Source organism: Runella rosea, assembly GCF_003325355.1.
Lineage (GTDB): Bacteria > Bacteroidota > Bacteroidia > Cytophagales > Spirosomataceae > Runella > Runella rosea.
Window position 1 is genome coordinate 5,421,483 of the sequence record NZ_CP030850.1, and the last position, 13,435, is coordinate 5,434,917.

Here is a 13,435-nt window from a genome sequence, read left to right on the forward strand (position 1 = left end):
AGCCATGAACAACACATTTGATATTCGCCGTTTTGGGTGGTATGCCCGCGTAGAATTCCGTGAAAATTGGAAAGCGTATGCGCTTTTTCCGCTTATTATTTTAGTGATACAATTGGTGGCTATTTATCAGTTATGTGGGCCTTTACGCGATTACGCTTACTATAAACAACTCACAGGATATATGTTGCGTCCATATCCGTCGCTCTTACTTTCGGCTGGTATAACACTCTGGTTAGTAGGTAGTTTTAGCTTTCGATACCTTGCTACTCCTCAGAAATCTTTGTTTGCACTTACCTTACCTGTTTCCGCATTTGAGCGTTTTTGCTTTGCATGGATTATTACGGTTCCTGTTAGCTTATTGTTGGTGTATTTATTTTGGCATTTCAGTTGGGGAATAGCAACTCCGATTATCAAAGTGATATATCCAAAAGCATTTGTGGAATACAATAAATATTATGGCGTAGACATTTATAGCTCGGTTTTTATTTTTGTTTATACCGCAGCATTTATGCTTGGGGCAGTGGTTTTCGGACGATTTAGTTTACTTAAAACCTTGAGTTTCGTACTTGGAATAAGCGTGGTATTGTATTTTATAAAACTCAATTTACTACAGTTACTTATTCCCGATGCAACGAAAATGTTTTTTTCGCCAGCTCCTTATTGGGGTACTTTTTTAAATATTGAGACTGCTTCTGGGTTAAATCTTTCGCCCCGGTCCACGATGCAACTTCCGTATTTTGTTTGGTGGGTATACTGTTTGCCGATGGTCTTGTGGGTAATTACGTTTTTGAAGCTCAAAGAAAAAGAAATCTAAGTATCATGAATTTTCATAATCAAACAGCCATCTATTTGCAAATCGCCGAGTACATTGGGGAGCAGATATTGGTTCAAAACTGGAAACCTGAGGATAAAGTGCCTTCAATCAGGGAGTTGGCGGTGCAGTTGGAGGTAAACCCCAATACTGTTCAGCGTACTTATGATTTCCTGCAAACCCGTGAAGTGATTTATACGAAGCGTGGACTTGGTTACTTCGTCACGCCAGCCGCCGAACAGAACTATTTGGATTGGCGACGAGAGACTTTTATTCAAAACGAATTGCCGATTTTTTTCAAGCAGATGCGCTTGCTCAGAATGGATTTTGACGAACTCGAAAAAAGATACGAAGCTCTTTTGGCACAGTAATCTAAAACGCTGAAAACATGAAACTTTCCAACGGAATTCTCATCACTGCCCTCGTCGTTACGATTCTTTTACAGGTATTGCTTGCCTTTGGGTATGGTGAAGCGTATAAGCTTGAATTGCTGAATCAGTCTCGTATTCAGCCCTTTGGAGCTAATTTTGCCAACAATTTTTTTACAACAATTGTGACAGACAGAGTTGCATTTACGCTCCAAAACCACCCAACGCAGCAGGGATACAAAGTACGGTACAGCGACGAGGATGATATGAAGCTTATTGAATTCAGAGCGCAGAATGACACACTCTATATTACCAATCTGAAACGGACGATGAATGTGTCGTTTGACTTGTATTTTGTAAAAACTCCCAATCTTATTTGTCGAAACAGTTCTGTAGTAATGAAGTCTGTTACTGCTGATACGTTAGATATAATGATTCGATCGCTAAGCTTTCTTTTTATGGAAGGATGCAACATACAGCAGCTTAAAGCAGAAGCACGTAACAAATCTAGCCTTATGATTAAAGCTAGATCAACAATCAGTAATCTGCACCTAACGTTGAAAGATGAAGCAAAACTTTTTGAAGAAGAATCTCGGATTAGCAATGTCAGCTACGGCGAAATTGGCGATAAAACGCATGTCAGCTTTAACGCAAGGCCTTTTAAATTACGGAAATAAAAATTGATTTTCCCTCACCTATTTTATCATGAAATTATCAACTGTTCTGTTTATCGTTTTTTGCGCTGGCACGTTGCTTGTACAGGTATTGGTCAACTTGGGTTTCAAAAAAGGCTATGAGGAACACCTTTTGTTTGTCAAAAATCAGGTGTTTCCCATCAACGATTTTCCTCTTGAAAACATCAAAGTTGTTATTGCTAAAGGTGTCCGTTTTACCCTGTATGTTACGCCAAATCAGCAAGGGTTCAAACAGGATGTTCGGCCTGAGGGGATTACTTTTAAAGCCCAAGGGGATACACTTTTTATTTCTTCAAAAGATGGGAAACACTATGATCGAAACCATTTTGAAACCTACTTTCACGGTGTTCCAACCCTTATTCTTTTGAATGCCAACACAAATATTATTGTCAATACTGAGGAAGAGTTAAACACCCGTATTGAAAAAAACAGTCAGCTTTTGATAGAACAAAGCAGTTTTAGAAAAATCAATGCCGAAGTGAGGGATAAGTCTACGCTGAGTTTTAAGGCTGATGCAACGGTAGATTTATTAGAAGTGAAGCTAAAAGACAGCGCTTCATTGAGCGACCATGATGCTAACATTACCAAGATTATTCCAATCTACATTTCCGATAAAGCATCCTTGTCTCTTTCTGGAAAAGCGCTAAGAACTCTCCATTCTCTTCCACCCAACGCCTTCTGATTCACGCAAAGGCACAGGTGCGCAAATAACTCATTGCGTCTTTATGTAATTACTATATAATTTCATGAAAAATTAGTACATTTCCTTCAAACTAAACCCTTTGACGGAAATGACCTTCGATTACATCATCATCGGTGCGGGCTCGGCGGGATGCGTGCTGGCCAATCGCCTTTCCGAAGACCCCGACAATCATGTATTGTTGTTGGAAGCGGGCGGGCCCGACAAAAAAATGGAAATCCATATTCCAGCAGCCTACTCCAAACTCAACCGCACCGAAGTGGATTGGGGCTTTGAAACAGAACCACAACCGCAGGTGTTGAATCGTAAGATGTACCTTCCAAGGGGCAAGACATTAGGAGGAAGCAGTTCTACCAATGCCATGGCCTACGTGCGCGGCAACCGCGCTGATTATGACGAATGGGCGGCGTTGGGGAACCAAGGTTGGGACTATGACTCGGTGTTGCCTTATTTTAAAAAATCAGAGCATAACGAACAGATTGATAATCAATATCATGGCAAAGGTGGCCCGCTCAATGTGACCTACGCGCAGGTGTATCGTACGCCCGTAGCCGATGCGTTTGTGAAAGCATGTGTTGAAAAAGGTATTCCCGAAAACAACGATTACAATGGGGCGGAGCAGACGGGGGCAGGACTGTTTCAATTTACCATCAAAAATCAAAAACGTTGTAGTACAGCCGTGGCTTTTTTACGACCAATTTTGCACCGTCCTAACTTGAAAATCATTACGAAAGCGCATACCCAGCGGATTTTGATTGAAAACGACCGTGCTGTAGGGGTTGAATTTAGTACCGCCAAAAATACGACCGAAAAAGCCTATGCCGATAAAGAGGTTATACTCTCGGCGGGGGCCTTTCAGTCGCCCCAACTGTTGATGCTTTCTGGAATAGGCGAAAGCGAAGCCTTGAAGCGCCACGGGATTGAAGTGAAAAAGAACCTGCCAGGCGTAGGCAAGAACCTTCAAGATCATTTGTTTACGGGCGTAAGTGCGTTTTCGACCGTTCCAACTGCCAACGATGCCCTCAAATCCCTGAATCAAATCAAAGGTTTAATCAACTATTTGTTGTTTAAAAAGGGCCCTTTTACCATTAGTCCACTCGAAGCCAATGCATTTTTAAAAATAACTGATGGGCCCGATCCAGTTGACATGCAACTTCATTTTGCCCCCGTCCACTTTGGAAACGACGGAAAAGCGGATTTTTATAACCCCGATACGTTTCCGCACGTAAGCGGCTATACGGTGTTGCCAACGCTTTTAAAACCCAAAAGTGTAGGATACGTAGGGCTTCGTTCGGCCAATCCACTTGATGCACCGCTCATTGATCCTCGGTTTTTGACCGCTGAAGAAGACTTGCTTACGCTGTTGAAAGGAACCAAAAAAGCGTTGGAAATCATGGAAGCAACGGCCTTTGCCTCGTGCCGGAAGGAAATAAGTCTGCCGCTTCATCGGGGTTCAGATGAAGAGTTGGTATTGCACATCAAAACCGTTTTGGAAACAGTATACCATCCTGTAGGAACCTGTAAAATGGGTACGGATGAAATGGCCGTGGTAGACCCTCAGTTGCGGGTCAAAGGAATTGAAGGGCTTCGCGTAGCTGATGCGTCTATTATGCCGCGTATCATTGCGGGAAATACCAACGCGACATGCATCATGATTGGGGAAAAAGCCGCTGATATGATTTTGGGAACAAATCCCGTGAAAAGACGAACAATTATGGGTGAATTGAGGGATTAAGGTAAAAAAAACAAGGGCATATTCCTGAGTTATTTTAAACTAAAAACCGCAAAAGTGCCTAGCACTTTTGCGGTTTTTAGTTTTGTATTTCTCGGCTAAAAGTAGACTATGCTACAACTGCCTCGCGAGCCAATTCAACCAAGTCTTTATCGTTTACTTCTTTTTTGATGTCTGCTACATCAAGGAATCGCTTGTAAAGCTCGTCCAATACGGGTTTCTCAAAGACAAAGCCCAACAATTCCAAACGGTGCTTGAGGGCGTGGCGGCCGCTGCGAGCGGTCAACACAATCATGGATTTGTCGACACCGACGTCGGTGGGGCTCATGATTTCGTAGTTGAGCGTATGTTTGAGGAATCCATCTTGGTGAATACCCGATGAGTGCGCAAACGCATTACGACCTACGATTGCTTTGTTTGCCTGCACGGGCATCCGCATCATTTTGGATACCATTTGGCTGGTAGGGTACAGCAATTGGGTGTTGATGCCTGTTTCGTAGCCCAATTCTTTGTGCACTCTAAGCGCCATCACCACTTCTTCGAGTGAAGTGTTGCCGGCACGTTCACCGATACCGTTCATGGTTACTTCTACCTGACGAGCACCGTTCATTATACCAGCGAGGGTATTGGCGGTTGCCAAACCAAGGTCATTGTGGCAATGAATAGAGATGGTAGCCTGGTGGGCGTTGGATGCGTGCTCAAAAATATATTTGATGCGTTCACCGTATTGGTGAGGCAGACAATACCCCGTTGTGTCAGGAATATTGACCACCGTAGCGCCCGCTTTGATGACCGATTCTACCAGATGAGCCAAAAATGCTAAATCAGCGCGGCCTGCATCTTCGCAGTAGAATTCTACATCTTCTACGTAGCTCTTGGCGTGCTTTACGGCGGCAATTGCCTGCTCTACGATTTTTTCGCGGGTACTGTTAAATTTATGTTGAATGTGAATATCCGACGAGCCGAGTCCCGTGTGGATACGTTTGTACTTTGCGTAGGCGAGTGCTTCCCCGGCGGCATCAATATCACCTTTTACGGCGCGGGATAGGGCACAAATAACGGGTCCGCGAACGGCCTTTGAAATTTCTACGACTGAGCGAAAATCACCGGGGCTCGAAATCGGAAAACCCGCTTCGATTACGTCAACACCCAGCTTTTCGAGTTCCTTGGCGACAACAATCTTTTCATCGGTAGTCAATTGGCAACCCGGCACTTGCTCGCCGTCGCGCAATGTAGTGTCGAAAATTTGAACTCTCTGGCTCATTGTTAGTAAAGAGGGATTGATTATTGAGTTGTACTTTTGGGTTAAACTTCGCCAAAATTAATGTAATTTCATAAAAAACCCTTTCTCCTCCGAGAAAGGGTTCGTATTTCACAAAATCCCCCTTCTCACACCGTTTTGGTGAGTGTAAGTCGGTTGAGTGAAATTGTATATTTTATAATCATTTTGTGTTGCGAATTTTCGCTGAACGCGTATTTCTTCTACAAAAGTAGCGGAATAATTTTTTCATGCAAAAAGTTTTTGAAAAAAATCTCCACCTGATTTACGGAAAAAAATACCCAGAAGTACTGTTTTACTTTTCGATAGATTTATGATAAATAATTAGCTTTGCAGAGCACATGAAAAAAATCAGATGAAAATTCATTTTTTGGGAATCCTTTATTTTGTGTTATGTATGCAAACTTCTTTTGCCCAAACAGCTGATTTTAATTGGCAAGGCCACCGTGGTAGTCGTGGACTGATGCCCGAAAATACCATTCCTGCGTTTTTGAAAGCCCTTGATTTGAAGGTGAATACGCTTGAGTTAGACGTCGTTATCTCCAAAGACCGCCAAGTAGTGGTTTCGCATGATCCGTACTTTCACCCCGATTTTTCCATTGAGCCCAACGGAAAACCTGTATCGAAAGGGGAGAAAATAAGTCTGTACGAGCTGAGTTATGATGAGATAAAACGGTACGATGTGGGAAGCAACGGCAATCCGAATTTTCCGCAACAAACGAAGCTGAAAGTGTACAAACCACTTCTGCGCGAGATGATAGAGGCCGTCGAAACCTACCGAATCAAAAATAATCTACCGTTGTTTTGGTATAATATTGAAATCAAAAGCGAAGAGAAAGAATACGATAAATCGCAGCCTCAACCAGCTGTTTTTTCGGATTTAGTGTACAATGAAATCAGTAAATTGTTGCCCGCTGATAGAGTTGTTCTGCAAAGTTTTGATTTCAATGTATTGAAACATTGGAAGAAACAAATTGACGCGGGAGTTTATCAAAAAGTGACTTTGGCCGCTTTGGTGAGCAATTTGAGGGGAATTGAAAAGAATTTGGAGGATTTGGGCTTTATACCTGATGTATACAGTCCTTATTTTCAATTATTAAATAAAGAAAAAGTGCAGCAACTTCATACACTTGGCATGAAGGTAATTCCCTGGACCGTGAATACAACCGAAGAAATGAAGCGGATAAAAACCATGGGAGTGGATGGGATTATTACGGATTATCCAGACCGGATTCCTCACTGATGAACGGGGTATATTTATAGGGTGAGTTACTGAAAAAGTAATTCATTCAGTTCTTTTCTTTATGTTTGACACAACAAATCAGATTGTTACGTGCCACTTCTTAACGATATACTCCTTTTTTTTATGAAACGCCGTGCCGAACGCATCGAGCATTTCAAAGCACATCCTATTGAAGTCCAACATCAGGTTTTTCATGAACTGATTGAAGCGGCGCGTTACACAGACTGGGGGATTAAATACCGTTACGACAGTATTCAAAACATCAAACAGTACCAGGAGCGGGTTCCGATTTCGACGTATGAGGATTTTTATCCGTCTATTGAGCGTGTGCTGCGCGGCGAACAGAACGTGCTTTGGCCGTCGGATGTAGAGTGGTTTTCCAAATCATCGGGCACAACCAATTCACGGAGTAAATATTTGCCCATTACGCCTGAGTCGTTGGAAGACTGCCACTACCGTGGAGGCAAAGATGTGATGACCCTGTATGCCCAAAATCGCCCCAATTCCCTCGTATTTGAAGGAAAGGGACTTTCTATTGGGGGAAGCTTACACGCTAATCCGTTCCACGAAGAAGGCGGTATGGTGGGGGATGTGTCGGCGGTGATTATGCGCAATCTGCCCACGTGGGCAGAATACCTGCGCACGCCACCCATTGAAGTGGCATTGATGGATAAATGGGAGGAAAAACTGGTAAAAATGGCAGACCTCTGTGCGCAAGAAAACGTAACCAGTATATTGGGCGTTCCTACTTGGACGATTGTACTGCTAGACCGGATTATGGAAGAGCGGGGCGCAAAAAACATGTTAGAGATTTGGCCCAATTTTGAGGTTTTTATCCACGGAGCAGTTGCCTTTCAGCCGTATCGGGAGTTGTTTATGAAGAAATATTTCCCGAGCGACAAGGTGACGTATATGGAAACCTACAATGCGTCTGAAGGTTTTTTTGCGCTTCAGGATGACTTGGCCCACCCGGGCGAAATGCTGCTGATGCTTGATTACGGGATTTTTTATGAATTTGTACCCGTAGAGGAGTGGGATAAACCGCATCCGCGTGCGTTGACCCTCGAAGAAGTAGAATTAGATAAAAACTACGCTTTGATTATCTCTACCAACAGTGGACTGTGGCGGTATCAGATTGGCGACACCATTAAATTTACCTCCAAAAGCCCGTTCAGAATCAAAATAAGCGGTCGTACCAAGCATTTTATCAACGCCTTTGGGGAAGAACTCATCATCGAAAATGCAGATTCGGCTATCACGTACGCTTGTGAGCAAACGGGAGCTGTCATCAACGATTATACCGCTGGACCCGTCTATATGAACGACGGCACGAAAGGGCGTCATGAGTGGATTATCGAATTCAGCCGGATGCCTTCCAACTGGGAGGAATTTTGTGCATTGCTGGATTCTCGTCTGCGTGAGTCAAATTCGGATTATGATGCCAAACGCTATATGGATTTGGCGTTATTGACACCTTTGGTTCACAGCGTACCTTCAGGAACGTTCTATCAATGGATGGGAAAACGCGGTAAATTGGGCGGTCAAAACAAAGTGCCGCGCCTGAGTAACTCTCGCGAATACCTCGAAGGGATTCTGGAAATGATTTATGAAACTCCGTAGGGGTGGCCTTGCCTCCGCCCTACGTACGCTAACACATTATTTCAAACCGAAAAATGTAAAATTAAAATAAGGGGTAGGGGGGCGCTCGCCGTCCAGTACAGAAACAAAAAAAGGCATAGCTGAAACGAAAAATAACCGCTTATGTAAATGTTTCAACAAAACGCTTAGATTTGGACAAACTTTGCATCCGTTAACTAAAATGTACACATTACCATGTCAAAAACCACAATAATTGTCGTCGTTGTTATTCTTCTTTTTGGTGCCTACGGTTGTAGTACCTACAATGGCCTCGTGGGTAAAGATGAAACCGTCAACAGTGCCTGGGCTAAAGTTCAGACGCAATATCAACGTCGTGCTGATTTGATTCCTAACTTGGTCAATACCGTAAAAGGAGCCGCAGATTTTGAAAAAAGTACCCTTTCTGCCGTGATGGAAGCCCGCTCAAAGGCTACTTCCATCAACCTGACTGCTGATCAGCTTACTCCCGAAAATATTCAGAAATTTCAGGCTGCTCAAGACCAATTGAGTGGAACGCTGTCGCGCCTTTTGGCCGTTTCCGAAAATTATCCCAATCTGAAAGCAAATCAAAACTTTCTGGATTTGCAGGCGCAGTTGGAAGGTACAGAAAACCGCATCAGCATAGCCCGTAATGATTTCAATGATGTAGTGAAAGAATACAACCAATCGGTTCGTACTTTCCCCGCTGCGTTGTTTGCTGGTATGTTTGGATTCCAGCAAAAAGGCTATTTTGAGGCTTCACAATCCTCGCAAACAGCCCCAACGGTAAAATTCTAACCGGTAACTGGTAGAGAGCAATGAGTATTGAGTAGAAAAAATATACTTAATACTCATTGTTATCTATTCAATACTTAATCATGCAAAACCTCCCTTTTTCCAAAACTGATCAAGAGCGAATTGTCGCGGCTATCCGTAATGCTGAAATGGCCACTTCGGGAGAAGTGCGTGTTCATATTGAGCAATCCTGTCCCGAAACCGACGTGATGGAACGGGCTAAGCAGGTTTTTGCGCAATTGGGAATGCATCAAACGGCGTTGAAAAACGGTGTTTTGTTCTATCTGGCTTTTGGCGACCGTAAATTTGCTGTATTGGGAGACAAAGAAATCGACGAACGGGTTCCTGCAGGATTTTGGGATGCTATCCGCGACCAAATGCGTGCTCATTTTGTAAAAGAGGCTTTTTCGGAAGGGCTCAGTACGGGAATAGAACAAGCAGGACAACAGCTTAAAAAGTACTTCCCCCGTCAGGATAACGATACCAATGAGCTTTCAGATGATATTTCTTTTGGATAACCTTCGGTGGAGGTTATGAATGAAGAAATGATTAAATCCCTAACCTTTAGCTCCTTAACGTTAATTACCTCAATGCGTCAACTCCTTTTTATTCTATATTTTTCGTTTTTAACCACTGGCCTTTGGGCGCAGGATATTCCTGAACCGATGTCGCCGAAGCGTTTGGTCAATGATTACGTCGGTATGCTCAACGGGACTGAGCTTAATACCCTTGAACAAAAACTTCGGACTTACAATGACTCAACTTCTACCCAAATTACTGTGGTGGTGGTAAAAACGACGGGCGATTATCCCGCTGGCGATTATGCCTTTGAATTAGGCCGCCGCTGGGGGGTAGGACAAAAAGACAAAGACAATGGCTTGGTGTTGCTATGGGCCACGCAAGACCGCAAGATTTTTATCGCAACGGGGCGGGGCATGGAAGGAGCTATTCCAGACGTGATTGCTAAACGAATTATTCGGGAAGTAATTACACCTGAATTTAAGGCTGAAATGTATTATCGCGGTCTAGATCGTGGCACCGATGAAATTATTAAATACGCTACCGGCGAGTTCAAAGCCGACCCCTCTGACGGCGAGGATGGATTTTCGTTGGGGGTAATTATCTTCCTGATTATCGTTTTTGTTATTATCATCATTATCTTCTCCCGTTCTAATCGCGGTGGCGGTGGAATGGGTAACCGTGGTGGCGGCTGGATTCCGTACACAACCTTTTCTGGCTGGGGAAGCTCCTCAGGAAATTGGGGTGGTGGCAGCAGTGGCGGTGGTAGCAGCTTTGGCGGATTTGGCGGCGGTGATTTCGGCGGCGGTGGTGCTGGCGGAGATTATTAGTCCGTTGAATGGAAAAATAGGCGCGAAATTTGATACATATTCAGAAAAACACTAAAATTGAGCAGTGGGGTAAAAATTAAATTTACCATCAAAAAGCTGTTTTTCTTACGTTCCTTTTTTCTTTTTTGGTGCCAAACTATTATGAAAGTACGTCCTTCTGCTTTGATTATTGAAAACAACCACGTTTTATTATTACGCTACAATTACAGTGGCAACGATGTCTTTGCGTTACCTGGCGGAAATCCCGACCTAGGCGAAACGCTGACGCAAGCCGTTGAAAGAGAGCTGAGTGAAGAGCTGGGCATTGAAACCGAAATCGGAGAAATGCTCATGGCGGGAGAAGTGTTGCTATCACCCGCAAAAGAAGATGTGCTTCATTGTATTTTTCGGGCTCAAATCGTAGGAGGAATTCCAATCCTTAATCCTGCCCAAACAACGGCCCTTGAAGTGGTGTGGCAACCCGTGGTAGCTTTGGCGCAGCTGAATCTTTATCCTAATGTTGGTTCTTACATCGCTTCTATGACGGGCGGATACGTTGGAAAAATAGATCAGTCTTTTTTCGGATAAGCGTACGAGCCCACAATCATCCCGACCAAACTGGCCGACGTTCCGTAGAGCAGTGCAGGGAAAGTAGTGTGCCACACAAACTCACAGACAATCCAAACGCTCAATCCCAGAATCATTGAGGCCAAACTACCAGCGGCGCTGGCTCGTTTCCAGTACAATCCAAACGTTAGCGGAACAAATAGCGAAACCAAGCTGAAAGCGGAGGATTCACTTACCAATTCGAAAATATCTTGCCGCCATTGGGCGATCCAAATGCAGGCAAGTGTCACCAAAATTACGCCGATTCGCATCGTGGTCAGGAGCTGTTGGTCGTTAAATTTGGGGAAATAAGGTTTGACAATATTTTCTCCCAATACCGCCGCTGGGGCTAGGATGGCCCCGCTACTCGTACTCAACAATGCAGAAATCAACGCCCCGAAGAATAAAATCTGTATCCAAAGTGGAGTATGTTTCAGTACCATATTAGGAATAATCAATGCGGTATTTTCCTGCATTAATTCAGGATATAACGTTTTGGCAGCCAAGGCAATAAATAGGGGTAATAGGGCTACTGTAAGGTACATACATCCCGCCAATATTGAGGATTTTACGGCCGTATCGGCATCTTTGGAGGCCATCACGCGTTGGAAAATATCCTGCTGCGGAATGGAGCCAAGACCGATGGTAATCCAAGCCGCAAGGTATTCTGCATAGCTTTGAAATGTTACTTCTTTGGGTGTAAGTCGAAAAAAATCTACTGGTTGTTGACTCGTTACGGGCGCAATCCCCCCCGCTTTGGTAAATAGAATAACAGCTAAAATAATAAGCCCTACAATGAGAATGATGTTGTGCAAAAAATCCGTGATTGATACCGACCACATTCCGCCCATGAAAGTATAAACCATGACTAGCAACGCACCCACCCAGATACCAGTGCTCAAAGGCAATCCAAAAATCACCTGACCTACAATGCCCATTGCCACAAACTGGGCAGCAATCCAACCAAAATACGAAGGAATAATCATGACGGCCGACACAAATTCGGAAGTGCGTCCAAAACGCACTAGAAAGAAATCGCAAAAGGTGATGATGTTCCAACGGTAAAACGTTCGTGCGAAAAAAACACCGACCAACACCAAACACAACGCCGCCCCAAATGGCTCTTCCATAACGGCCAGAAAACCACCTTCCAAAAACTCCGAAGGGGCGCCCATCATGGTTTCGGAACCAAACCACGTCGCAAATGTGACCATCGTTGCCATCACCAAGGGGAGCTTACGGCCTGCCAGTACAAAATCTTCGGTGGTATGAATGCGGCGCGAAGCCCATACGCCTACTGCTATATTGAGGGATAGATAAAGACAAATAGCAAAAACGAGCATGTAAAGAATGGGTTTGGAAGTTGCCAAAAATAAAGGGTTTTACGAACTTTGGCAAAGTTCATCTGTATATTACGTTTTTCGATAAACCCTTTCTCTTAATTAGTTCTTCAATTAATCAAAAAATCAATATGTATCGCGAATTAGACGGTTGGCACAGTCCGGCACTCAACAAACACATGGAAATTGCCACGTACGGGCATTATGGGTTTGCCCTTTTGATGATTCCTACGGCGGCATCAGATTACCTTGAATACGAGCGCTGTCGGCTCATCGACAGCATTGGTAAGTCTATCAATGAAGGAAAAGTGAAGGTGTTTTCGGTCAATAGCATCAATACCGAAAGCTGGATGAACCCGCACATGAATGGCCGTGATAAAGGTATTCGTCATCAGCAGTTCAATGAATACATTTACAACGAAGTAATTCCGTACATCAAAAGTAAAGTTGGGCCACATACTCCGATTATTGCAGCGGGGGCATCTTTTGGTGCTCTTCATTCGGCCAATCTTTATTTTCGTCGGCCCGACCTCCTCAATGGGGTGATTGCGATGAGTGGTTGCTATGACCTGACCGCCTATACCAAAGGGCATTACGACGACAATGTGTATTTTAATTCACCAGTACATTATTTACGCAATCTCAAAGATGAGGCGTATCTGTCCAAATACCGCTCTGAAGGGCATATTCATATCATAACGGGCTCGGGGAGTTATGAGGATCCAGATTCGTCACGTTATTTATCAGACATTCTTCATTCAAAAGGCATCAATCATGAACTGGATGTGTGGGGGCAGGATATTCCGCACGATTGGCCTTCATGGCAAAAAATGCTGCCATACTATTTAGAAACAAGATTTTGAGCTAACTTTAGGGAGTGAAAACACTCACCCGCCGCGTTCCTTAAAATAAATGCAACAT

Annotated in this window: 14 protein-coding genes; 12 read left to right on the top strand and 2 right to left on the bottom strand. The window is 43.8% G+C overall.

The window, feature by feature from the left end; all coding sequences use genetic code 11:
* Window positions 1-4 precede the first annotated feature (4 nt).
* The 5 genes from DR864_RS22450 (at window position 5) to DR864_RS22470 (ending at window position 4,309) form a co-directional block, all read left to right on the top strand.
* Entirely contained in the window at window positions 5-814 is an 810-nt protein-coding gene (locus DR864_RS22450) for a hypothetical protein (RefSeq protein ID WP_114069071.1), read from the top strand.
* Between the two features lie 5 nt (window positions 815-819).
* Entirely contained in the window at window positions 820-1,182 is a 363-nt protein-coding gene (locus tag DR864_RS22455) for a GntR family transcriptional regulator (protein WP_114069072.1), read from the top strand.
* A 17-nt stretch (window positions 1,183-1,199) separates the two neighbouring features.
* On the top strand, window positions 1,200-1,856 hold the full coding sequence (locus DR864_RS22460) for a hypothetical protein (RefSeq protein WP_114069073.1): 657 nt from the start codon (window positions 1,200-1,202) through the stop codon (window positions 1,854-1,856).
* A 28-nt stretch (window positions 1,857-1,884) separates the two neighbouring features.
* Window positions 1,885-2,556: a hypothetical protein gene (locus DR864_RS22465; RefSeq protein ID WP_114069074.1), complete on the top strand. Its 672-nt coding sequence runs from the start codon at window positions 1,885-1,887 to the stop codon at window positions 2,554-2,556.
* 109 nt (window positions 2,557-2,665) lie between these two features.
* A complete protein-coding gene (locus DR864_RS22470) occupies window positions 2,666-4,309 on the top strand; it encodes a GMC family oxidoreductase (protein ID WP_114069075.1) in 1,644 nt (547 codons plus the stop codon).
* Between the two features lie 106 nt (window positions 4,310-4,415).
* Here DR864_RS22470 and DR864_RS22475 read toward each other — a convergent pair whose 3' ends face one another.
* Window positions 4,416-5,570 carry a 2-isopropylmalate synthase gene (locus DR864_RS22475; protein ID WP_114069076.1) on the bottom strand — a complete coding sequence of 385 codons (1,155 nt, stop codon included), beginning with the start codon at window positions 5,568-5,570 and terminating at the stop codon, window positions 4,416-4,418.
* Window positions 5,571-5,982: 412 nt separating this feature from the next.
* On the opposite strand from DR864_RS22475, the gene DR864_RS22480 reads away from it, so the two are divergent.
* From DR864_RS22480 to DR864_RS22505, 6 genes are all read left to right on the top strand, one after another.
* Window positions 5,983-6,828, top strand: coding sequence for a glycerophosphodiester phosphodiesterase family protein (locus DR864_RS22480; RefSeq protein ID WP_114070421.1), 846 nt, complete (start codon window positions 5,983-5,985; stop codon window positions 6,826-6,828).
* A 90-nt stretch (window positions 6,829-6,918) separates the two neighbouring features.
* Window positions 6,919-8,448: a GH3 auxin-responsive promoter family protein gene (locus DR864_RS22485; protein ID WP_510186837.1), complete on the top strand. Its 1,530-nt coding sequence runs from the start codon at window positions 6,919-6,921 to the stop codon at window positions 8,446-8,448.
* Between the two features lie 213 nt (window positions 8,449-8,661).
* Complete coding sequence (locus tag DR864_RS22490) at window positions 8,662-9,243, top strand: LemA family protein (RefSeq protein WP_114069078.1); 582 nt, start codon at window positions 8,662-8,664, stop codon at window positions 9,241-9,243.
* 80 nt (window positions 9,244-9,323) lie between these two features.
* Window positions 9,324-9,758 (top strand): TPM domain-containing protein, encoded by a 435-nt coding sequence (locus DR864_RS22495; protein WP_114069079.1) that lies wholly within the window; start codon window positions 9,324-9,326, stop codon window positions 9,756-9,758.
* Between the two features lie 72 nt (window positions 9,759-9,830).
* Complete coding sequence (locus tag DR864_RS22500) at window positions 9,831-10,589, top strand: TPM domain-containing protein (protein WP_114070422.1); 759 nt, start codon at window positions 9,831-9,833, stop codon at window positions 10,587-10,589.
* Between the two features lie 141 nt (window positions 10,590-10,730).
* Window positions 10,731-11,156 (top strand): NUDIX domain-containing protein, encoded by a 426-nt coding sequence (locus DR864_RS22505; protein ID WP_114070423.1) that lies wholly within the window; start codon window positions 10,731-10,733, stop codon window positions 11,154-11,156.
* Here the strand turns inward: DR864_RS22505 and DR864_RS22510 are convergent.
* Complete coding sequence (locus tag DR864_RS22510; protein WP_114069080.1) at window positions 11,138-12,517, bottom strand: high affinity choline transporter 1; 1,380 nt, start codon at window positions 12,515-12,517, stop codon at window positions 11,138-11,140. The genes DR864_RS22505 and DR864_RS22510 overlap by 19 nt on opposite strands.
* A gap of 128 nt (window positions 12,518-12,645) precedes the next feature.
* Between DR864_RS22510 and DR864_RS22515 the strand changes: the two genes are divergently transcribed.
* A complete protein-coding gene (locus DR864_RS22515; protein ID WP_114070424.1) occupies window positions 12,646-13,377 on the top strand; it encodes an esterase family protein in 732 nt (243 codons plus the stop codon).
* The last annotated feature ends 58 nt before the right edge of the window (window positions 13,378-13,435 follow it).